Raw genomic sequence first — 21,725 nt, forward strand, 5'->3', positions numbered from 1 at the left:
ACAGGAAGCCAAGTTTGGATACCCCTATTTTCTGCGGGGTTGAGGAAGACTCAGGCATTTTACTTCGTTCGAGAGATACGTCCAGAGACGTGACAGGGCGGTAGCCATCATCTGATTGCTCCCGCCTAGTTGTGTGGAGGACGCGACGTCGTGCCACCTGAGGTGGCTTCAGCCGTTGCGCTCACCAGGGCATGGCCACCAGGTCATGATCATTCGCTCCGCGTCACTTCCCAACGGCGGTGCGAACTGCGCGGTTGCGGGATCCGCGGCGCAGGCGGATAGGATCTGGGCGGTCGCACGGGAGAGTTCTCGGTCACACTTGAAATCCTTCGTGCGGCCACTTTTCTGTCTTGGTCGCGGTGATGGCTGCCTGCCACCGTCAGACGAAACGAGAAGCACCAGGCCCCTAGAATGGCCGTCGTGACCGACAACACTCAGCGCCCCGCGAGCGGGCCGAACGGCGCCCCTGAACTGCCGACTCAGTACACGCCGGCCGACGTAGAGGGCCGGCTGTACGAGCGTTGGGTAGAGCGCGGTTACTTCGATGTCGATGCGAAGAGCGACAAGCCTCCGTACACGATTGTCATCCCGCCGCCGAACGTCACCGGGTCCCTGCACCTGGGCCATGCCTTCGAGCACACGCTGATCGACGCCCTCACCCGTCGTAAGCGCATGCAGGGCTACGAGACGCTGTGGCAGCCCGGTATGGATCACGCGGGCATCGCCACCCAGAACGTCGTCGAGCGCGAGCTCGCCAAGGAAGGCAAGTCCCGTCATGACCTCGGCCGCGAGGCGTTCGTCGAGCGGGTCTGGCAGTGGAAGGCCGAGTCCGGCGGTCAGATTGCCGGCCAGATGAAGCGTCTGGGTAACGGCGTCGCCTGGAGCCGTGACCGCTTCACCATGGACGAGGGACTGTCCCGCGCCGTCCAGACCGTCTTCAAGAAGATGTTCGACGATGGCCTCATCTACCGCGCCGAGCGGATCATCAACTGGTGCCCGCGCTGTCTGACGGCCATCTCCGACATTGAGGTCGACTACCAGGATGACGACGGCGAGCTCGTCTCCATGACGTACGGCGAGGGTGAGGACAGCGTCGTCGTCGCGACCACCCGCGCCGAGACGATGCTGGGCGACACCGCGGTCGCGGTTCACCCGGACGATGAGCGGTACGCGCACCTCATCGGCAAGCAGATCAAGCTGCCGCTGACGGGCCGCTCGATCCCGGTCGTTGCCGACGAGCACGTCGATCCGGAGTTCGGCACCGGTGCCGTCAAGGTGACGCCTGCACACGATCCGAACGACTTCGCCATCGGACAGCGCCACGACCTGGAGTCGATCGAGGTCCTGGACGAGCGCGGCATCATCACGGTGCACGGCCCGTTCGAAGGGCTCGACCGTTTCGAGGCGCGTTCCGCGATCGTCGCCGCGATGCGGGCCGAGGGCCGGATCGTCGCGGAGAAGCGGCCGTACGTGCACTCGGTCGGGCACTGCTCGCGGTGCAAGACAACGCTGGAGCCGCGGCTGTCGCTGCAGTGGTGGGTCAAGGTCGAAACGCTCGCCAAGGCCGCCGGCGACGCGGTCCGCGATGGCCGGGTGAACATCCACCCCGCCGACCTGTCGCAGCGCTACTTTGACTGGGTCGACAACCTCAACGACTGGTGCATCTCCAGGCAGTTGTGGTGGGGCCACCGCATCCCCGTCTGGCACGGCCCGAACGGCGAGACGGTGTGCGTCGGTCCCGACGAGCAGCCGCCGAGTGGCGACGGCTGGAAGCAGGACACCGACGTTCTCGACACCTGGTTCTCGTCCGGCCTGTGGCCCTTCTCCACGCTGGGCTGGCCGGAGCACTCCGCGGACCTTGCCAAGTTCTATCCGAACTCGGTCCTGGTGACCGGCTACGACCTGATGTTCTTCTGGGTCGCCCGGATGATGATGTTCGGCCTGTACGCGATGGACGGCGAGGTTCCCTTCCGCACCATCGCCTTCCACGGCATGGTCCGTGACGAGCACGGTAAGAAGATGTCGAAGTCCTTCGGCAACACCGTCAATCCACTGGACTGGATGGACAAGTACGGCTCCGACGCGCTGCGGTTCACGCTCGCGCGCGGCGCCAACCCCGGTACCGACGTGCCGATCGGCGAGGACTGGGTTCAGGCGTCCCGCAACTTCGCCAACAAGATCTGGAACGCGACGCGGTTCGCGATGATGAACGGTGCCACGATCGAGGGCGACCTGCCGTCGGCCGAGCGGTTGTCAGCCACCGATCGCTGGATTCTGTCCCGGCTCAACACGGTCGTGGCTGAGGCGGACGCGCTCTACGACGACTACCAGTTCGCGAAGCTCGCCGACGCCTTGTACCACTTCGCGTGGGACGAGGTCTTCGACTGGTACGTCGAACTCTCCAAGACGACGTTCATGGCTGGCGGCGACGCGGCCAAGGTCTCAGCACGCGTCTTGGGCGAGGTCCTAGACGTGACGTTGCGCCTGCTGCACCCCATCGTCCCTTTCGTGACCGAGACGTTGTGGACCACGCTCACCGGCCGCGAGTCCGTAGTGATCGCTGACTGGCCGAATGACAGCGGGTTCCGCGATGCTGCCGCCGAGAAGGAGATCGAGAATCTTCAGCAGGTGATCACCGAGGTCCGCCGCTTCCGTTCCGACCAGGGCCTCCAGCCCGGTCAGAAGGTCCCAGCGCGCCTGGACCTGTCGGACACTTCGCTCGCCGCACACGAGGCCGCCACCCGCCAACTGCTGCGGCTGCAGCCGGAAGGCGACAGCTTCAATGCCACCGCGACACTCCCCGTTGCCGGTGCCACCGTCGCGCTCGACCTTTCCGGCACCATCGACATCGCAGCCGAGCGCAAGCGGCTGGCCAAGGACTTGGCTGCAGCCGAGAAGGAGAAGGCCCAGGCGGAGGGCAAGCTCGGCAACGAGGCGTTCTTGGGGAAGGCTCCGGACCACGTCGTTGAGAAGATCCGTACCCGCCTGTCGAGGGCGGACGCGGACATCGTCCGGCTGCAGAATCAGATCGGCAATCTGCCGCCCGCGTAGCTGACAGGCAGGCAACGGATTGGGCCCCGGACGACGCGTCCGGGCCCCACTTCGTTCGGAGGGCTTCCACTACGGGATGCCCAAGCCCTCAAAAGGACTGGCCAGGGAGAAGCCGCGCTGGCGGGCGACCGCCAGGGCTTGCTCAAGGTCGTACTCTGCCATGCGGACCAGGTCGACGAGCCGGGACGGCTTGGTGGCGAGGACATCGCGAGTGATCTCTTCCGCTGAGTCGTCGCGGTTGAGGCGGTCCCGGAACAAGTCGAGGTTCTTCTCCACCACCAGCAAGGTCATGGCGTACTCGGACACCTCGGCGTCGGAGACCCGTTGGGTACGCGAGTGGACGCGGTACTCGTGAAGGGGACCGGCGATGCACACGATGTTGTTGGTGACCCCGCTGCGGAACCGCCCGGCGAGGAGGTTCACTGCGAACGCCCAATCTCCCCACTTGCGTATGCGCGGGTCGTAGAGACCACCGCGGATCGCGTCGTCGCGGCGGTAGACGATCGAGGTGGGTACATGGTGCTTGCGCAGGATCAGGTCCTCGTGGCATGGATAGGACGAGATAGTGAGTCCGTCGAAGTCTCCGATCATCCGCGACATGGTGTGAACGAATGCCAGGTGCTGGTGCGTCTTGAGGTACTTCACCGCGCGGTCCGGGTAGCTGCCGGCCTTCAGTAGATCGGTGTCGGTGGCGAGCCGGTCGTCGGCGTCGAGTTGCATCATGTACGCGAAACTCGCTGCATTGATGCCGACGTTCCTGGCGGCATGGTGCCCACTGTGCACTTTGCGGATAACGCGGACCTCTGCGCGCTCGGCACACCGTTCGATGGCGCGGAGTGTGCTCGCGTCATCGGAGCCATCGTCCACGACCAGGACCTCGTACGGGAATGTATGAGGCTGCTGAATTAAGGAATCCACAGCTTCCAGCAGGTAGTCCCCTGAGTTGAAGCACGGGATGACAAAGCTGATCCCTTCGGGCGTACTCGACTTCATGGCATCTCCTTCTCGGGGATCAGGCAGCCGAATTGGTCGCGACAACGGTGGCTCGGGTCGCTTCGAAGCAAGTGCGTCCGGTCCTGCTGTCCTGCTCGGAGTGGTCGGACCACTGGATGCTCAGGTCCCAGTCGGCGTAGATCTTCTCAACTACCTGCTGGAAAGCGGCTGGTGAGTAGTCGGCTTCACCTTCGATGCGCAGCAACTGGTCGCTCGGCGATCTGCGGGTGATGCCCGTGAAGACTTCGAGGTAGTGGTGGTTCGCCCCACGTGCCTGGCTCACCGCCCGCGTGAGGAGGGACTCGACGTCGTGCCGGGCGAGGTAGTGCAGGACGTCCTTGGCGACGACGACTCCGAAATTTTCCTTGACGGTGAAGTCTTCGACGAGGCACCGCCGGGTTTCGATCTGGTGGGCCCAGTCGCCTGCGGTGCCTATGCGGCGAAGTAACGCGGCGCGAGGGATCTGGTCGACGGCGACCACACGGAAGCCCGCACGCGCCAGAGCGAACGCGTAATTCCCGAATCCATATCCCAGATCCAGTGCGATACGCGGAGTCTGGCCGTCGATCGACTCCAGGAGGGCGTTGAACCGCTCCGAGGTCGCTGCCTGAAGGTTCTCGGCGGTGTTCCGGTTGTGCGGGATGGTATCCGCGTAGAAGGCGCGTACGGATGCCATTGAGATGGACTGCGGCATGGGTGGCTCCTCTTCGGCCTGATAGGTCCAGGACGCACAGGGCCTAGAACGGCACCGTGACCAGGTGTCCGGGAGTAAGCACCGAGGAGGCAAGTGCCTCGGTGACCTGCATAGGGCGCAGATGACTCGCAAGGGAACTGCGGTGTTCGGTGCCACGCAGCCAGTGCCGCATGAGCTGGCGATTGCTGTCGCTGTGGAACAGTCCGCCGAAGGTCTCCTCAGCCACGTACTGCTCGTCAGGCAGGAGCGCGGCGTTGGCGCGCGTAGTGATACGGGCGAACGCGTCGATTCCGTCAGCGCTGACACCACGCGGGATGTCGTAGCAGTGAACGTGCGTAGAAAACAGCGTCGACAACTGAGCCTCCAGGTCGACGCTGGAAGTGCGGCCGTTGACGTTGTACACGCCATCCGGCAGCTCGGCCCAGTCACGTATTGATGGGGTGGTCTGCTCGAAGGACAGCGTCCCGAGCGAGATAGTCCTTCCCGTCGCGTCATTCACGAGCCTGAAGGTGGAGGTCACGTCGGTCTCGCCGAAGCGAAAGCTCGCATCCGAGTCCGCTGGCCATCCGGAGCCGTCATCTGCGAAGCGCCGGGCGATCGGCTGCGAGACGCGCTGATGCTGATCGGCGGGAAAGGCGCCAAAGGCGCTGACCTCCAGCCGGAGTTGAAGGTCAGGGAAGATGTCTGCGTTGAGCGCCAGGATCTGGGTCGCGAGATCCACGTAGTGGTAGGCGCCGTGCATCATCATCCCGTAGCCGTACTTGTACGGGTGATCGTCGCGGCTCTCGAACTCGCGCTGGAGATTCCACACCCCGCCAGCGGCCCTGAGGTGGAAAGACGTCAGGGGTGCTTCCCACCGCTCCATCCGCTTCCTCAGCGAACCGATGACCTTCTGGTTGTAGATCTGGTGGTATCGACTCAGCGTCATGACGGAGTGCTCCGCCGCGGAGTCGGCTGCGACGCCGATGAGTTTGTCCATGGTCTTCGTGATGGACGACGGCTTGAACCGGCCGTCGATGACAGGGGCCAGTACGGGCTTCTCGACCAGCGAGTCGATCTGGTTCTCCACGCAGAAGCGCAGGTACGCCTCATGCGCCCGCACTTCCGTGGCTATGTATACCTTCGACGGCACGCCATGTAAGCGCAGGTGTTGAATGGCAGTGGCGATGAGCGCCTGCGGCGTCTCCTGAAGGCGGTCACCGGAATCTGGCAGGTAGACGACGTCTCGCGGTTTCACGGAAGCCGTGTTGATACGCCGGTCGATCTCCGTCCTCTGCGACGCCAGATCGATGATCGAGTACGAAGTGATGTGGCCGGACCTGATTGCATCACGAACACACGGAAGGTACTTGTTGGCGACGATCTCATCGAAACCGATCACGATGAGGTGGTGAGCTGACATCACGGGACCACCTTTCCGGAAGCCCAAAGGGCACAGTTGGTGGGCTGGCTTTGGGCGCATGCCGCCAAATACCCGTGGTGGCAATGAGGCATGCTGAGTGTTCTATCCAGCCTTTGGTCGTTGGGAATGGGTTCGGAAGCGCCGACCGTGCTAAAAGCACTTCGGCAGAAGACCTGGGGTTACGAAGGCAACGTCGGACCGATTGAGTAGGCAAATCGTTCGCAAGTCCACTGGGTCGTACGCTGCAAGAATCGGAGAGCGTCGCTCACTACTGGGCGTAAGTTGACTATTCCAATCCGTGAGCGCCGTGGGCGGACAGGTTGTCCGCAGGAATCTGACGCCCACTCCCTTGACGGGGGCGGACGATCTGCTATCGGAACTGGGGCCGTGAGGCGAGCACAGCCTTCGCGCTTCGGGTCGGCTCGGTCACGCTGGCGCTAAAACCTGCCGCGTGTGCGGCCGGGCCGTCGGCTCGACCCTCGGCGGTGACCGGGTGCGCACCTCATCTGCCGTCCACGATCGTCCTCCTGATCAGTCAGAACTGCCGCAGAAGCGGCGACCACCCGATCGGAGCGGGAAGTTAACAGTTGACGATCAGACTGGTGGGGCAGGACAAAGTCCGTAGGCTGGTCATGAGTGCTGCGACTCGAAGGGACCGAACCGTCCATGACTGAGAACCTGACGCTGGGAGACCGGCTCCGCATAGCGCGCAGGACGCGCCAACTGTCGGCTGCGCAGCTCGCGCAGAAGGTGGCGATCTCGCCGAGCTACCTCCAGAAGCTGGAGTCGGGCGCTCGCAAGGCCACCCCGTCCTTGATGCTGGCGCTGGCGAACGCCCTGCACTTCGGCCCGGAAGTGCTGACCGGCCAGCCGTACTACGGTGAGCCCGAGGCGGAGGACGGGGTGCACGCCGTTGTCCCCGAGCTGCGCCGCCTGCTGCTCTGCTACGACACCCCCGACGAGCTGGAGATCGCTCCGCGTTCTCTGGCGGTGCTCGCGTCGGAGGTCGACCAGGTGTCGGCGCTGCGTCGTGATGCGCGGTACGTGCCGATGGGGCCGTTGCTGCCGCCGATCATCAGTGAGCTGTCGCACGTGGCGCTCGACGCGAACGGGGCTGATCAGCGAAAGGCGTTCTGGCACCTGGCCAGAGCGTACCGTGCGGTGAACTCCCTGGCCCACAAGCTGGGTCACCACGATCTGTCGAACACCGCGTTGGAGCGCGTGCGATGGGCGGCTGACCGGTCCGGCGACCGGTTGATGCAGTTCACCGCTGGGTATCTCGTCGCCGGCGCGATGTTGCGACAAGGCGCCTTCGGGCCTGCCCGCCGCAAGCTTCTGGCGCTGCGGGACGAACTGGAGAGGACGCAGCCCGAGCGCGCGTTCACCGAGGACGCCCTGGCGGTTGACGGCGCCCTGGTGCTCAAGCTGGCAGTGGTCGAGTCCCGGGAGAACCGGCCGGACGCCGCCAGGGAGTATCTCCGGGAGGCCGAAGCGATCGCGATGATGGCGGGCAACCGGGACTCCATCGCGTACGAGACCTCGTTCGGACCGACGAACATCCGCATCCACGACGTCCACGCGATGATCGACATGGGAGACGCCGAGCAAGCGCTGGCCCGCTTGGTGGAGTGGGCGCCGGAGGGCGGTGAGTGGGCGCCGCCGACATCGACGGTCGGCGAACGGTCGAGTCACCATCACATTGACGTGGCAGCGGCGAAGCTCACGGTGGGAGACCGGGCGGGTGCGTTCGCGGATCTCCAGCGTGCGCGGAAGCTCGCCCCGAACCACACACGCTTCCACCCGTCGGTACGGGAGACCGCGGGCGCGCTGCTCCGCATCGACGCGCATCCGTCCAACGAGCTCTCGTCGTTCGCGAGTTGGGCTGGCATCTAGCACAAATTGACGTCTCGTCAAGAGAGCGAGGGGGCGTTACCTGCGGACAGTCTGTGTGCTCACGGCGCTTGCAGAATGGAATGGTCTTCTCACAGCCAGTTGTGAGGAGGCCATTCGCATGATGTCCGAAGCCAACCCCGGCGCTGCCGCTCGGCCGCCTCGATGGATGCCCATCGGTGAGGAAGCCGATCTGTGTGCCGCGGGGAGGTGGTGGGACGCGATCCGCGCGCCCGAAACCATCGGCCGTCGAGCCATCGCGTTTCTGGTCGAGGCCGGCCAGCAGCTCGGCCCGGTGATTCTGGACGACGGGGGACCTGAGCCGCGTATGTATTTCCTGGCGTCCGTAGGCGCCAGCGAGGGTTGGGACGAGCCGGCAACCGTCGCGCTCGGGCGTTCGTGTCATGTCGTTGTCCCTCCGGCCCACCGGATTTCTCCGCCGGGCCTGCACTGGCACAGCCTCCCCACTCAACCACGCGTCTTCGCGCGGGCTGACTCGTTGCGACGTGCCCTTGCCAAGGCACGCAAGGAGCAACAGGACCCGCGGTTCTCGCCGCGCCCTGCGCCATAGATGTATTGATCCGCACCGGCGTCGGAAGCGCGCACGGTGTGGACACGGAGCATCGTTCACCGACCCGATCACTCAACGGAAGGCCAGTCCGGTGTACGCCACCCCTCGCAAGAAGGACCCGCAGTACGACCACAGTCGGCAGCACGCGACGATTCCGCTCACCCTGCACCAGGACGACGGCACCGAGCTGGAGATCGAGCTGGTGCTGAGCCCTGACGAGATGGAGCTCCACTGGGCACTCCTGGAGCGACTGATCGACCGGCGCGACGCAGAGAACCGAGCCGCGGATCTGGCAGCGGCCTGAGGCGATGGCCGTGTTGACATCGCCGCCGGAGACGGACGCGCGGGTCGTTCTCGCTCTCGCGGCCGACGTCTCCGGCGACCGGCTGTCGGGGAAGGCGGGCGTCGTATGCGGCACGCGCCAGGGCCGGTTGGTCTACATCGGTTGGGCGAGGGTGGCCATCGACGGCTCCGCGCGACAGCTCTCGTGCCCAGTGCACGCGTGTGCCGTCTGCCGCAGTGCCGGGCGCTACGGGGACACGACGGTGCGCGGCGAGGCGACGGCTGAACCACGTCTGTGCACCCGAACCCGTCGCTCGTCGTGACGGCCCCCAACGGCTCGCCGCACACCGTGAAACTGCCCCGCAGCAGATGACTTCGGTCGTGGGACACCTTCCCGGCCGTCTGCCTGCTGCGGGGTGACCCACCTCCCTCCCTGTTGGAGAGGGGGGCGATGGGCAAGGCCCTGGGCGTCCTTCCGACGCCCAACCCCCGTACGGCCTTGCCTCTCGGCCGCCCTGTGCCCGAGCACGCTCAGATACGGGGCGGTAACGCACAAGTCCCTTGTGGCGGGCGGGTTCCCAGCACTCAGCCCGCCCGCCACAAGCGGGCGCGCGACCTCTCATGTGTTCTTCTCGTCGCCCTCAATCGGAGCCAGAATGCTCGCCGTTGTCGCCGAACCACTCAATTCAGCGCTCGCATGTACTCCAATGCACGGTGAGACCAGCGAGAGGGCCCAGTGCGGTGGCGCTTAGCGTCTCGCTTCTTCTCGTCCTGCTGATCGTCGTTGTGCTGCTGCTTCGGCAGAAGGCAGTCAAGCCGATGCCCGCGCTGGTCTGCACCCTGCTCGGTTTTGAGGCGGCCGCGTCGCGAGCGGCACCGGCGATATCACAGGGAATTGCGAACGTTGCCAACGTGATTGGCGGCATCCACTTCTAGACACACATCTCCGGCGTGCCAATGCGGAGGTTGTGCGCCCAAGGGGCCGTAATCGGGCCCCCAAAATTCAGACCGCGTGTGAATGGAGGCCGGCTGATGTCTTCCCGGGATGAAATATTCCGTCCGGCCTATCATCCGGCGGGCCGGGACGAGGAATTACGTTTCGCGATGGAGGAGTTGCGTGTCGGACGGTGGTTGCCCGTCTGGAAGCTGCTGACCCGGACCGGTACCAACTGGGGTTTGGGAGGGTTCGGAGGGGAGGCCGCAGGTGATCAGCGTCACCGCTTGGAATCGGTTCGTGCCGCGAGTGCCGAAGTTCTCGGCACTCGCAGCACGAACCAGTGCGCTACCTGCTCCTACGCAACAGATGTGCCGCAGATCACGCGCGATGAATAGAGCTTGCGGTCACGACCCGATCGAACGCGGCGCGCCTCCGGCCTGGCGATGGTGGCCTTCGCGGGCGGAGGAAAGCGCTCCTTCGGTCGGTGACGCCCAGAACCTCCCCATCGTCTCGCTGAAGGACCACGCCGACGACACGCTCGCGGCCCCTAACCAGCCGCACGCTGGCGTTCGTCCCGAGCGCTTCAGCCGTTCGCCGCGTCGCCCGGCAGAACGGCCTCCGCCTCATCCATGAAGCGGACGGCGATCAGCAGACCACGCGGCTCGCGGACGCGTCCGTGCAGCAGACGCTCGGCGCGGTCGTGCCCGAGGCGAGCTCACTTGATGACGCGGAGTTGTACTTGTAGGTGGGCCGCGGGGCCGCCCGGATCGACGTCAGAAAGCTCATGACGACGCCGGCCCATTTACTTGGGTCGGCGCCGGACGGTTCTAGGGCTTTCCACTGCGGTGGTAGCCGGCCCACAGACGGCCTCCGGCCTGGTTGAGGGCCTCGTCGGCGATTGCGATGAGTCGTGCTGTTCGGCCGTCGAGGGCCTGCTGAACGCCGGTGTGGAGGCGTGCGGTGAGGCCGGGGGCTGCGGTGTCGAGGCGGCGGGCGAGCCATTTGCCGCCGCCGTTCCAGGTGTTGTGGACGGCGAGGGCGAGTTCGGCGGTGCGGCGGGCGATTTCGGTGGAGATGAAGAGGCGTTCGCCGGGGTCGGTGCAACTGGTGAGGTCGTCGAGGAGGTCGGTGAGCGCGTAGCGGCGGTTTTCGATCTCCTCGACGGGTGTCGGTGGGGGACCGGCCGCGACCAGCGATTCGGCGTGGGCTTTGATGCGGGCGCCCACCCTGTCGGTGTCGAAGAGAAGGGTGCCGCCGGCGCACATCCACATGAGCGGGCACCGGCGTGTGGGGACTTCCCGCTCGATGAAGGCGTGCCAGGTCTCCTCGGTGTGCACGAACAGTTCGACGGGCCAGCCGTGCCGGTGGACGCTCAACCGGTACGGTGCCGGCTCACCGTCCAGGACGATGACGATGTCCAGGTCCGATGTCGCCGTGCGGCGGTCGGTGATGACGCCGCCGCAGAGGAAGGCGGCCCGTGCGTCGGGGTGGAGTTCTTTGACCACGGCGTGCGCGGCGTCGGTCGGTTCCATGGGAGAGATTGTCGATCAGCTGTGGATCGCACGCATCGTGGTTTCGTCCCTAGACCCTCTCCGGTCGATCATGGCCTTCGTATCTGGGGACTTCCCGGACGAGCCGTAGGGCGAGTGGCGCGGGGCTGGGCGGTTCTGCTCGGCGGTCAGGCAGGAACGCCGGCGCGGTTCAGGACGCTGGCCAGATCGTCCTCGGGGAGGGCCGGGTTGGCACCCGCGCTGGAGGCCAGTTCATTGAACTCGATCGCCGTGTCGGTCGACGGGCCGATGCACAGGAGGTCGAAGTACTCGGCGCCCGCGGCGTCCAGTGCGTTCTGGCGGACCTCTAGCCTGGACTGGATCTTGGGGGCCAGCTCCCACAGCATGCGGGCGAAACTGTGGACCTGAAGCGCCTCGCGGAGACGGTGGAGCGGGAGGCGCGGGTCGCCGACCGCCGCCTGGCGTGTCCTGACCACGGGGTCACGGCTGAGCCGTTCGAGCAGCGCAGGTGTGGTGGCCGGGTCCCGGACAGCCAGCCGTCGGAAGTCGCCGTCCGGGTGGTCCGCGTAGCGCGCGGCGAGACCCTCACGGGGGAAACGGGGGTGCGTCTCCGCCATCCAGGCGGAGAAGGTGCCGCCGAGCCGTGCGTAGACGCGCATCAAAACCTCCTCCGGGGTGTCGGGGTGATGCACGCTCAAGAGGTCTTCCACCAGGGGGTCCTCGGTGCGTACGAGCAGGCGCATGGGATCGGGCGGCAGACGGGGTCTCTGGGCGACGGTGCGCAGAAGCAGCGGGTGGGCGGAGGTCGCGGCCCGTCGCAGCACCCCGGGGTTGGCGAGCCTGTTTCGTACCCACTCCACGTCTCCCTTGGAGAAGGTCCCCACGGTGAAGTCGATCGTCATGCGCCGCGTCTCGCCGAGTTCGGTTCTGTGCTGGAGGTCCGCCTCGGAGTGGAAGACCGGGCGGCTCTGCTGGAGCCGGGCCATTATGTCGGCCAGCGATACTTCGCCGGCTACGAGAGATCCGGGGTTCGTAACGGCCCCCGAACGCTGTTCCGCTGGTCTGCCCTGCATGCGTGCTTCCCCCGGCCGACAATCCGTGGGGTGACGGTAGCGCCGTTGCCTGGGTTGCTTCAGGCTTTCCGCCGAGCCGGGCCGTTCCCACCGGGGGCGGCTGACGAGTTCGGCTCCCAAACGGCTCCCAAGACGCCCTCGGGAACGACTCAGGGCCCCGTCCTCAGTGAGGATCAGGGCCCTGACCTGCTGCTATACCGTCGGGGTGGCGGGATTTGAACCCACGGCCTCTTCGTCCCGAACGAAGCGCGCTACCAAGCTGCGCCACACCCCGGTGCAACGGGGTTTACTTTAGCGGACGGGGGGCTGAGGGCGAAATCCGGTTTCCTCGGGGGGCGGGGCGGTGGTGGTCGAGGAGGATCAGGAGGAGGGAGAGGGCGGCGAAGGCGAGGGCGAGGAGGAGGGCGGTGAGGAGGGTGGCGGGGTAGCCGCGGGTGTCGACGTCGAGGAAGGGATAGGGGTAGCCGGAGAAGGGGCCGCGGATGAGGGCGAAGGCGAAGTAGACGAGGGGGAGCAGGAGCCATTGGCCGGCGTAGCGCCAGGGGAAGCGGCCGGGGGCGGTGAGCAGGAGCCAGTCGAGGACGACCGTGAGGGGGGTCACGGTGTGGAGGAACTGGTTGGAGAAGGCCAGGGCGCCGGTGCGGGCGCCCAGGGCCTCGGACTCGGAGAAGTCGCTCGCTTCATTGGCGAGGACGAGGTGGTAGACGAGGCCGGTGATCACGATGCAGAGCAGGACGGCGCCGTGGATCAGCGGGGGGATCGGGGGACGCCGGGTCCAGGTGCGGTACGCGGACCAGGCGAAGGTCAGCGCGATCGCCGCGTTGGTGAGGACCGTGAAGTACGTGAAGACCCGCAGCGCCGGGAAGTGCGCGCACTCGATGGTGATTCCCGTCACCGCCGCTGCCGCGATCAGCAGCCGGAAGGCCGCCACGTACGAACGGGGGATTGCAGGCATGCCTCACCGTACGAGACGGCGGACGGCGGGACGGGTCAGCGGCTGGTGAGCGTCAGGAGTGTCGCCTCGGGCGGGCAGGCGATACGGACCGGGGTGAAGCGGTTGGCGCCGCAGCCCGCGGAGACGTGCAGGTAGGACGTGGAGCCGGTGGCCGTATGGGTGGACAGGCCCTTGACGCGGTCGGTGTCGAGGTCGCAGTTGGTGACCAGCGCGCCGTAGAAGGGGACGCAGATCTGGCCGCCGTGGGTGTGCCCGGCGAGGATCAGCGGGTAGCGGTCGGAGGTGAAGGCGTCCAGGACGCGCAGGTAGGGCGCGTGGACGACCGCCAGATTGAAGTCGGTGTCCGGGTCGGGGCCGCCCGCGACCGCGGCGTAGCGGTCGCGCTTGATGTGCGGGTCGTCCAGGCCGGTGAGGCCGAGCACGGGGCCGTGGTCGAGCTTGAGCTGCCCGCGGGAGTTGCTGAGGCCGACCCAGCCCGCCGCGTCGAACGCGTCGCGCAGCTCGCCCCAGGGGTTGCGCAGGACGCCGTGCGCGGCGCGGTCCTTGCCGTTCAGACCGTGCTGGCCGCGCGCCTTCTCCACCAAGTACCGGGCGGGATTACGGAACTTGGGGCCGTAGTAGTCGTTCGACCCGAAGACGTACGTGCCGGGGAACTGCATCAACGGGCCCAGCGCGTCCAGGACTTCGGGTACGGCGGTGGGGTCCGACAGATTGTCGCCGGTGTTGACGACCAGGTCGGGACGCAGGCCCGCCAGCGACTGGAGCCAGCGGCGCTTCTTGTTCTGGCCCGACACCATGTGGATGTCGGAGACCTGGAGGATACGGATCGGGCGCATGCCCTCGGGCAGCACCGGGATGTCGACGCGGCGCAGGCGGAAGGACCGCGCCTCGAAACCGGCCGCGTACGCCAGGCCGGCCGCGCCGGCCGCCGTCACACCGAGGGGAATTCCGTATCGCGCGCGCATACGTCCATCGTGTCAGAGTCCGGGCCGTACGCGCGCCAAGGCCCCTCGACCGGTGCCGGGCGCACCCTTCAGCTGGGCGCACCCTTCAAACGGGCGCCCTTCAGCCGGGCGCACCCTTCAGACAGGAGCCCCCTCCAGCCGGGCGCCCTTCAGCCAGGGCGCACCCTGCCACGGCCAGCCGCACAGACCCCCCGACGGGCAGTCGCCGCCCGCCTCCCTCGTATATGCGGCGCGACCACCGCGCAGGGATGCGAAACTCGGCGTATGACCACCACGCTCAAGCAGCGACTGCACGACGACCTCACCAAGGCGATCAAGGGACGCGACGAACTGCGCTCCGCCACGCTCCGGCTCACCCTCACGGCCATCACGAAGGAGGAGGTCGCGGGCACCACCGCGCGCACCCTCTCCGACGACGAGGTGCTGAAGGTGATCACGCGCGAGGCGAAGAAGCGGCGGGAGGCGGCCGAGGCCTTCGCGCAGGGCGGCCGGGCGGAGTCGGCGGAGCGGGAGCGCGCCGAGGGCGAGGTGCTGGCGGAGTACCTGCCCAAGCAGCTCGGGGACGAGGAGCTGACCGCGATCGTGCGGGACGCCATCGCCGAGTCGGGGGCCGAGGGACCGCGCGCCATGGGCGCCGTCATGAAGATCGTCAACCCGAAGGTGGCCGGGCTCGCGGAGGGCGGCCGGGTCGCCGCCGAGGTGAAGCGCCAGCTCGCGGGCTGATCCGCGCACTCATCAGCAGACCTCACGCGTAAGGGGCGCCCTCTCAGGAGGGCGCCCCTTACGACGTCACTTATGCGCGGGCCGACGCCTCACACCTGCGTCGACCTGCGTCGACCTGCGCCGGCCCGCGTCGACCCCTACGTCGCCCCCGTCGTACCCCCCGCCCGGCCGTTCCCGCCGCCGGTGGTCAGGCCGGGGAAGGTCGGGAAGGGGTTGGGGCTGCCGTTGGTGGCGCCGTTGGCACCGGTCGCGCCCACGGTCGTACCCGTCGTCGTACCGCCGTTGGTGCCGCCGCCGGCGGCGCCCGCCGTGATGGCGCCGGTGGTCGTGCCCATCGTGGTGACGCCGCCGGGGCCGTGGCCGCGGCCCTTGTGCTTGTCGTCGGTGTTGGTGGCGTTGCCCGGGTTGTTCGGATCGGGCGACGCCGGGGGGTTCTTGCCCTTGTCCTGGATGTTGAGCGGCACCGTCACGAAGCTGAGCACCGGCTTGCCCTCCAGGGACGCGGAGACGGCGTCCTTCCAGATGGGGGCGGGGCCGTCGGCGCCGTACACCAGCGGGTAGTACTTGCCGCCGATGGTGATGTTCTTCATCTTCTTGGAGTGCTTGGGGTCACCCATCCACACGGCCGCCGCCATGTTCGGCGTGTAGCCGGCGAACCAGGCCGCCCACCGGTCGTCGGTCGTACCGGTCTTACCGGCGGTGTCCCGGCCGTCGTCCAGGTTGGCCGCCTCGCCCGTACCGTCGTCGACGACGCCCTTGAGCATCGTGTTGATGGTGTCGGCCGTGTTCTGCGACATCGCCTGCGAGCAGAGCGACTTGGGCACCGTCAGCTTCTTGCCGCCCGCCGCCGTCACGGACTGGATGGCGATCGGCGTGCAGTAGACGCCGCGGTTGGCGAAGGCGGCGTACGCGGCGGCCACATTGAGCGGCGACACCTCGTTGGTGCCGAGGGTGAGCGAGGCGATCTGGTTCAGCGGCTTGCCGTCGGCGCGGTTGAGCCCCAGCTTGGTCGCCATGTTGACGATCGGGCAGAGCCCGGTCTGGCTCTCGAGCTGGAGGAAGTAGGTGTTGATCGACTTCTTCAGCGCCTCGGGCATCTGGTACGGGCCCACCTCGGACGGGTCCTCGTTGCCCGTCTCGTCGGTGCCGTGGATCGTGTTGTTGTCGCAGGTCGTGACGTCGGGGTACGTCATCTTGTTCGGCGACGGCTCCGACTGGTCCGGCTTGTAGCCCGCTTCGAGCGCCGCGGCGGCCGTGATCGGCTTGAACGTCGAACCGTTCTGGAAGCCCTGGCCGCCGCCCATGTTGGCGTTGACCGAGAAGTTGATCTGCGTCTCGTTCTTGCCGAAGCCGTACGGCTTGCTCTGGCCCATCGCGACGATCTTGCCGGTGCCGGGCTCCACCAGGGTGACGGCGGCGGCGATGGCGTCGCTCTTGTAGACGTGCTTGCTGATGCCGTCCAGCACACCCGCCTGCGCCTTGGGGTCGAGCGTGGTCTTGATCGTCAGACCGCCGGTGTCCCAGGTCTTGGCGCGCTCCTCCTTCGTCTTGCCGAAGGCGGCGTTGGTGAGGAAGGTGTTGCGCACGTAGTCGCAGAAGAAGCCCGCGCCGTTGACGGCGGTGATGCAGCCGTTCTTCGGCGAGCTGACCTTCAGGCCGAGCGGCGCCTTCTGCGCGGTGGCGGACTGCTCAGGGGTGATGTCCTTGAGCTGCGCCATGCGCGCCAGCACCGTATTGCGGCGCTTGAGGGCTTCCTGCTCGTCGTTGATCGGGTCGTAGCGGCTCGGCGACTGGACCAGGCCCGCCAGCAGCGCGGCCTCGGTGAGCGACAGGTTCTTGGCGTGCTTGCTGAAATACCGCTGCGAGGCCGCCTCGACGCCGTACGCCTGCTCGCCGAAGAAGGTGATGTTGAGGTAGTTCTCCAGGATCTTCTTCTTGCCGAGTTCCTTCTCGACCTGGATCGCGTACTTCATTTCCTTGATCTTGCGGCCGATCGTCTGCTGGGTGGCGAGGGCGACCTTGTTGGGGTCGTCGCCCGCCTCCTCCACGAAGACGTTCTTCACGTACTGCTGCGTCAGGGTCGAGGCACCCTGGGTGCCGCCCTCCGACGCGTTGTTGCTGAGCGCGCGCAGGATGCCCTTGGGGTCGAGCGCGCCGTGCTCGTAGAAGCGCGAGTCCTCGATGGCGACGATGGCGCTGAGGACATTGGGGCTCATGTCCTCGATCGGGACGACGGTGCGGTCGCGCGAGTAGACCGTGGCGATCAGGCCGCCGTGCGCGTCCAGGATCTTCGACGCCTGGCTGAGCGGCGGGGTCTTCAGCTCGCCCGGCAGGTCGTCGAAGCCGGCCGCGGTGCCCTTGGCCGACAGGCCGAGCGCGCCCACGGCGGGCAGCGCGATGCCCGCGAGGACCACGCCGGAGAGCACGCTGACGCCGAGGAACTTGGCGGCCTGCTGGGCTGTGCTCAGCCCCCCGCCCGATCGCTTGTGTGCCATGGAGGCAGCCTACGTTGCGATTCCCCGGACGTGCGCCCAACTGTTCGCCTACTCTGTAACGGACAGGGCGCGATCGTCGGGCGCGTTCCTGCCTTCCTTCGTCACTCTTGTGAGTGATGAGAACTGCCCGAAATTCGGCATATGCCGAGGGACTTGTCCCTTATGGCGAGACGATGTGTGCTACTTCGCCTCTTAAGTCCGATATTGGTGCCACATAAGCCCGCCTCACTCCGTTGGGTGATCTCCCGCGCACGCATAGTCCGTTCGGGCCATGCAAGATTGGGCCGGAAAGGGCTGTTGCGCCGCGCCTACCTTCCGTAACGTCCTCAACTGGCAACGGTGAATATGCCGCTTGCCGCCGTGGGGGAGCCTCGATTCGGGAGAGGACGGCGCCAGCATGAGTAGCTGGGTAACCGACTGGAGCACGCAGGCGGCGTGCAGGACCACAGATCCGGACGAGCTGTTCGTCCAGGGCGCGGCTCAGAACAGGGCCAAGGCGGTGTGCACCGGCTGCCCGGTGCGGACCGAGTGCCTGGCGGACGCGCTCGACAACCGGGTGGAGTTCGGCGTGTGGGGGGGTATGACCGAGCGTGAACGCCGTGCGCTGCTGCGACGGCGCCCCATGGTGACCTCGTGGCGCAGACTGCTGGAGACGGCACGCACCGAGTACGAGCGCAGCACCGGCCTCATCCCGCTCGACGACGAGGACGACTACGCCGCCGCGGGCTGACGACCGGTCAGAACCGCACCATCACGTACGTGGTCCGGCCCCGCGTCACCGCGCGGTCCGACCTCGCACCACTACGCGGCCGCGGGCCGACCGTCCGCCAACTGCTCGCCGATCGCCCGCAACCCGGTCAGATCGTGTACGTCACCGGGCAGTGCTGTCACGTCCACCATGGGCACCTCCGGGTGGACGGACACAAAGCGGTCGCGCGTGCGTCGTTCACGCGCGACCACCTGCATGCGTTCGGCATGGAGGCGCAGCAATCCGGCGGCCAGCCGTTCGGTACCGGCCGCGGTCGCTGTGCTGGACGTGCTCGCTGTGCTGCCCGTGCTCGCAGTGCTGGACGTGCCTGAGCCGCTGGCGCTCGAGCTGCCGGCGGTGCTTGCCTGACTGGACGCGGAGGCCCGCTGGGAGTCAGCCTTCCCGGTCGGATGATCCACAATGCCGCCGTCCGCAAGATTTTCTTCCAGCGCCTCCTCCAGGGCCTCGGCGGCGGCCAGCGCCCGCTCCGCGGTGAGGTGCGCGGCGCCGCTGCCGTGGACGCGGTTGAGGACGAGACCGGCGAGCGGCATGTCCTCGGCCGCCAGGCGTTCCACGAAGTAGGCCGCCTCCCGAAGGGCGTCCCGCTCCGGGGCGGCGACCACCAGGAAGGCCGTGCCCGGCGCCTGGAGCAGCCGGTACGTGGCGTCGGCGCGGGTCCTGAAGCCGCCGAACATGGTGTCCATGGCGGCCACGAAGGTCTGCACGTCGCGCAGCAGCCCGGCGCCCATCACCTTGCTGAGGGTGCCGGTCATCATCGACATCCCGATGTTGAGGAATTTCACCCCGGCCCGGCCGCCGACCTTGGCCGGGGCCATCAGCAGCTTGATGAACTTGCCGTCGAGGAAGGAGCCGAGCCGCTTGGGCGCGTCCAGGAAGTCCAGCGCGCTGCGGCTCGGCGGGGTGTCGACGATGATCAGGTCCCAGGCGTCCTGGGCCCTGAGCTGGCCCAGCTTCTCCATCGCCATGTACTCCTGCGTGCCCGCGAAACCGGCCGACAGGGACTGGTAGAAGGGGTTCTCCAGGATCGCGCGGGCCCGCTCCTGATCGGAGTGCTGGACCACGACCTCGTCGAAGGTCCGCTTCATGTCCAGCATCATCGCGTGCAGCGAACCGCCGGCGGACCGATCGATTCCGGCCACCTCGCGCGGGGTGTTGTCCAGTTCGGTCAGGCCCATGGACTGGGCCAGCCGCCGCGCCGGGTCGATCGTGAGTACGACGGCCGTACGGCCGCGCTCGGCCGCGCGTACGCCCAGGGACGCGGCGGTCGTCGTCTTGCCGACACCGCCGGAACCGCAGCACACGATGATCCGCGTCTTGGGGTCGTCGAGCAGCGGGTCGATCTCCAGCACGGGGCTCTCCAGGCTCATGGGTCAGGCCTCGTCTCCGGTGTCGGTGTCTTCGTCCGGGTGAGCGGCGGATTCTCCGCGGGCGCCGTCCTTGGCGAAGGTGCCGCCGAAGCCCGGCACGGCCTGCTTGCGCAGGCTGTCGGCCAGCCGGTAGAGCCCGCCGAGGTCCACGCCCTCGCCGATCAGCTCCAACTCCCTTACGGGAAGGCCGAGTCCGCCGATCTCGGCGCGCTGCTCGCGCTCCAGGACCACCCGCTCGGCGTGCTCGTACGCCTGGGCGAGCAGCGGGTCGACCAGCCGCTCGGCGACCCCGCCGCGCCGGGCGCCGCCGAGCCCGGCCTGGGACAGCGCCTTGGCGACGGCCGTGCGCCGCTTGCCGACGCCGCCACCGCTGCCGCCCGCCGGGAGGTCGGTGACCTGGGCGAGGGCGGCGTCCTCCAGGAGGACGGGGCGCACCATGTTGACGATGACGGCGCCCACCGGCAGCCCGGCGGAGCGCAGGTCCGCGACGCCGTCCATCGTCTCCTGGACCGGCATCTCCTCCAGGAGCGTCACCAGGTGGACGGCGGTCTGCGGGGACTTCATCACGCGCATCACGGTCTGCGCCTGGTTGTGTATGGGGCCCATCCGGGCCAGCCCGGCGACCTCGTCGTTGACGTTGAGGAAGCGGGTGATCCGCCCGGTGGGCGGGGCGTCGAGCACCACCGCGTCGTACACCGGCCAGCCCGCCTTGTCCTTGCGGCGGACGGCCTCGCAGACCTTGCCGGTCAGCAGCACGTCCCGCAGCCCGGGGGCGACGGTGGTGGCGAAGTCGATCGCGCCGAGCTTCTTGAGCGCGCGCCCGGCGCGGCCGAGCTTGTAGAACATGTCCAGGTAGTCCAGCATCGCCAGCTCGGCGTCGATGGCCAGCGCGTGCACCTCGCCGCCGCCGGGTGCGGAAGCGATTTTCCGCTCCTGGTACGGCAGCGCCTCGGTCTCGAAGAGCTGGGCGATGCCCTGCCGCTCCTCCACCTCGGCCAGCAGCACACGCCGTCCCTCGGACGCGAGCGCGAGGGACAGCGCGGCGGCGACCGTGGTCTTTCCCGTGCCGCCCTTGCCCGTCACGATGTGGAGCCTGACGGCGGAAGACTGTTGAGGGCTCACCTTGCGAGCCTAACCACTGAAGGCACCACGTACTCGGGCGGCCGTGCGGTTGGGGTGACGGCGCGATGACCGCCGGGTGTCGATCCGGGGCGGCGGCGCGGGGCCGAACGGGGGGGCTCGGCAGTGGTCCGCGGGTGGTCCGCGTACGGTCCCCGCCGGTCGGGGAGCGCCGTGCCGGACGGCCGCCGGGGAGGCACTACAGTCGCCGTATGGCGAAGAAGTGGGAATACGCGACCGTGCCGCTGCTCGTGCACGCGACGAAGCAGATCCTCGACACGTGGGGCGAGGACGGCTGGGAACTGGTGCAGGTCGTGCCGGGGATGAGCCCCGAGCAGCTCGTGGCGTACTTCAAGCGGGAGAAGGCGGCGTGAGCGGCGCCGTCGACGCGCGGCTCGCGGAGCTGGGGCTGACGCTGCCGGACGTGGTCCCGCCGCTGGCGGCCTACCAGCCCGCGGTGATCTCCGGGCGGTACGTCTTCACCTCGGGGCAGCTCCCCATGGTCGAGGGCAAGCTCGCGCTGACCGGCAAGGTCGGCGCCGAGGTCACCGCCGACGAGGCGAAGGACCTGGCCCGCATCTGCGCGCTCAACGCGCTGGCCGCCGTCCGGTCGGTCATCGGTGACCTCGACCGGATCGCCCGTGTGGTCAAGGTCGTCGGCTTCGTCGCCTCCGCCCCCGACTTCACCGGCCAGCCCGGTGTGATCAACGGCGCCAGCGAGCTGCTCGGCGAGGTCCTCGGTGAGAAGGGCGTGCACGCGCGCAGCGCCGTCGGCGTGGCCGTCCTCCCGCTGGACGCCCCGGTCGAGGTCGAGGTCCAGGTTGAGCTGACGGACTGAGTCCGCCGGTCCGCCGCCCGCGGGGAGGTCCCTGCGGGCGGCGGCTCTCGAACGTCGCGGGGAGGCCCCCGCGGGCGGCGGCTCTCGAAC

The 21,725-nt window shown here is 67.7% G+C and carries 19 protein-coding genes and 1 tRNA gene; 8 read left to right on the forward strand and 12 right to left on the reverse strand.

Going from position 1 to position 21,725, the window contains the following annotated elements:
• Positions 1–411: 411 nt before the first annotated feature.
• A complete protein-coding gene (locus ACZ4EF_RS00560; protein WP_467501988.1) occupies positions 412–3,051 on the forward strand; it encodes a valine--tRNA ligase in 2,640 nt (879 codons plus the stop codon).
• Positions 3,052–3,120: 69 nt separating this feature from the next.
• On the opposite strand, the gene ACZ4EF_RS00565 is transcribed toward ACZ4EF_RS00560, so the two are convergent.
• Genes ACZ4EF_RS00565 through ACZ4EF_RS00575 form a run of 3 tightly spaced genes read right to left on the reverse strand, consistent with a single transcriptional unit; the run spans position 3,121 to position 6,140 of the window.
• Positions 3,121–4,044 carry a glycosyltransferase family 2 protein gene (locus ACZ4EF_RS00565; protein WP_467501990.1) on the reverse strand — a complete coding sequence of 308 codons (924 nt, stop codon included), beginning with the start codon at positions 4,042–4,044 and terminating at the stop codon, positions 3,121–3,123.
• Between the two features lie 19 nt (positions 4,045–4,063).
• Entirely contained in the window at positions 4,064–4,738 is a 675-nt protein-coding gene (locus ACZ4EF_RS00570) for a class I SAM-dependent methyltransferase (RefSeq protein ID WP_467501992.1), read from the reverse strand.
• Between the two features lie 43 nt (positions 4,739–4,781).
• On the reverse strand, positions 4,782–6,140 hold the full coding sequence (locus tag ACZ4EF_RS00575; protein ID WP_467501994.1) for a hypothetical protein: 1,359 nt from the start codon (positions 6,138–6,140) through the stop codon (positions 4,782–4,784).
• Positions 6,141–6,806: 666 nt separating this feature from the next.
• On the opposite strand from ACZ4EF_RS00575, the gene ACZ4EF_RS00580 reads away from it, so the two are divergent.
• The 3 genes from ACZ4EF_RS00580 to ACZ4EF_RS00590 all read left to right on the forward strand — a co-directional run bounded on the left by ACZ4EF_RS00580 (position 6,807) and on the right by ACZ4EF_RS00590 (position 9,819).
• Entirely contained in the window at positions 6,807–8,033 is a 1,227-nt protein-coding gene (locus tag ACZ4EF_RS00580; RefSeq protein ID WP_355336051.1) for a helix-turn-helix domain-containing protein, read from the forward strand.
• A gap of 659 nt (positions 8,034–8,692) precedes the next feature.
• Complete coding sequence (locus ACZ4EF_RS00585; protein ID WP_467501996.1) at positions 8,693–8,905, forward strand: hypothetical protein; 213 nt, start codon at positions 8,693–8,695, stop codon at positions 8,903–8,905.
• Between the two features lie 719 nt (positions 8,906–9,624).
• Positions 9,625–9,819 carry a hypothetical protein gene (locus tag ACZ4EF_RS00590; RefSeq protein ID WP_467501998.1) on the forward strand — a complete coding sequence of 65 codons (195 nt, stop codon included), beginning with the start codon at positions 9,625–9,627 and terminating at the stop codon, positions 9,817–9,819.
• A gap of 646 nt (positions 9,820–10,465) precedes the next feature.
• Here ACZ4EF_RS00590 and ACZ4EF_RS00595 read toward each other — a convergent pair.
• The 6 genes from ACZ4EF_RS00595 to ACZ4EF_RS00620 form a co-directional block, all read right to left on the reverse strand.
• A complete protein-coding gene (locus ACZ4EF_RS00595) occupies positions 10,466–10,606 on the reverse strand; it encodes a hypothetical protein (protein WP_467502000.1) in 141 nt (46 codons plus the stop codon).
• Between the two features lie 41 nt (positions 10,607–10,647).
• Positions 10,648–11,352 carry a nucleotidyltransferase domain-containing protein gene (locus tag ACZ4EF_RS00600; protein WP_467502002.1) on the reverse strand — a complete coding sequence of 235 codons (705 nt, stop codon included), beginning with the start codon at positions 11,350–11,352 and terminating at the stop codon, positions 10,648–10,650.
• 146 nt (positions 11,353–11,498) lie between these two features.
• A complete protein-coding gene (locus tag ACZ4EF_RS00605; protein ID WP_467502004.1) occupies positions 11,499–12,317 on the reverse strand; it encodes a hypothetical protein in 819 nt (272 codons plus the stop codon).
• A gap of 287 nt (positions 12,318–12,604) precedes the next feature.
• Positions 12,605–12,678, reverse strand: a tRNA-Pro gene (locus tag ACZ4EF_RS00610).
• A gap of 12 nt (positions 12,679–12,690) precedes the next feature.
• The gene (locus ACZ4EF_RS00615; RefSeq protein WP_467502006.1) at positions 12,691–13,359 is read right to left on the reverse strand and encodes a Pr6Pr family membrane protein; all 669 of its coding nucleotides are present in this window, start codon (positions 13,357–13,359) and stop codon (positions 12,691–12,693) included.
• A 35-nt stretch (positions 13,360–13,394) separates the two neighbouring features.
• A complete protein-coding gene (locus tag ACZ4EF_RS00620; protein WP_355336098.1) occupies positions 13,395–14,324 on the reverse strand; it encodes a metallophosphoesterase in 930 nt (309 codons plus the stop codon).
• Positions 14,325–14,588: 264 nt separating this feature from the next.
• On the opposite strand from ACZ4EF_RS00620, the gene ACZ4EF_RS00625 reads away from it, so the two are divergent.
• A complete protein-coding gene (locus ACZ4EF_RS00625; RefSeq protein WP_391042635.1) occupies positions 14,589–15,047 on the forward strand; it encodes a GatB/YqeY domain-containing protein in 459 nt (152 codons plus the stop codon).
• Between the two features lie 137 nt (positions 15,048–15,184).
• Here the strand turns inward: ACZ4EF_RS00625 and ACZ4EF_RS00630 are convergent, their stop codons facing one another.
• Positions 15,185–17,542 (reverse strand): transglycosylase domain-containing protein, encoded by a 2,358-nt coding sequence (locus ACZ4EF_RS00630; protein WP_355336102.1) that lies wholly within the window; start codon positions 17,540–17,542, stop codon positions 15,185–15,187.
• Between the two features lie 397 nt (positions 17,543–17,939).
• Between ACZ4EF_RS00630 and ACZ4EF_RS00635 the strand changes: the two genes are divergently transcribed.
• Positions 17,940–18,272 carry a WhiB family transcriptional regulator gene (locus tag ACZ4EF_RS00635; RefSeq protein WP_093716024.1) on the forward strand — a complete coding sequence of 111 codons (333 nt, stop codon included), beginning with the start codon at positions 17,940–17,942 and terminating at the stop codon, positions 18,270–18,272.
• 71 nt (positions 18,273–18,343) lie between these two features.
• On the opposite strand, the gene bagB is transcribed toward ACZ4EF_RS00635, so the two are convergent.
• Positions 18,344–19,678: an ATPase BagB gene (gene bagB / locus ACZ4EF_RS00640; RefSeq protein WP_355336104.1), complete on the reverse strand. Its 1,335-nt coding sequence runs from the start codon at positions 19,676–19,678 to the stop codon at positions 18,344–18,346.
• Between the two features lie 3 nt (positions 19,679–19,681).
• Positions 19,682–20,800, reverse strand: coding sequence for an ATPase BagA (gene bagA / locus ACZ4EF_RS00645; RefSeq protein ID WP_391159350.1), 1,119 nt, complete (start codon positions 20,798–20,800; stop codon positions 19,682–19,684).
• A 209-nt stretch (positions 20,801–21,009) separates the two neighbouring features.
• Here bagA and ACZ4EF_RS00650 point away from each other — a divergent pair, with 209 nt between their 5' ends.
• Together ACZ4EF_RS00650 and ACZ4EF_RS00655 are read left to right on the forward strand one after the other, a co-directional pair.
• Entirely contained in the window at positions 21,010–21,171 is a 162-nt protein-coding gene (locus tag ACZ4EF_RS00650; RefSeq protein ID WP_188284144.1) for a DUF4177 domain-containing protein, read from the forward strand.
• Positions 21,168–21,635 (forward strand): RidA family protein, encoded by a 468-nt coding sequence (locus ACZ4EF_RS00655; RefSeq protein ID WP_355336109.1) that lies wholly within the window; start codon positions 21,168–21,170, stop codon positions 21,633–21,635. Before ACZ4EF_RS00650 ends, ACZ4EF_RS00655 begins: the two co-directional genes overlap by 4 nt.
• Positions 21,636–21,725 lie beyond the last annotated feature (90 nt).

It is taken from the genome of Streptomyces sp. NPDC025721 (assembly GCF_055558595.1).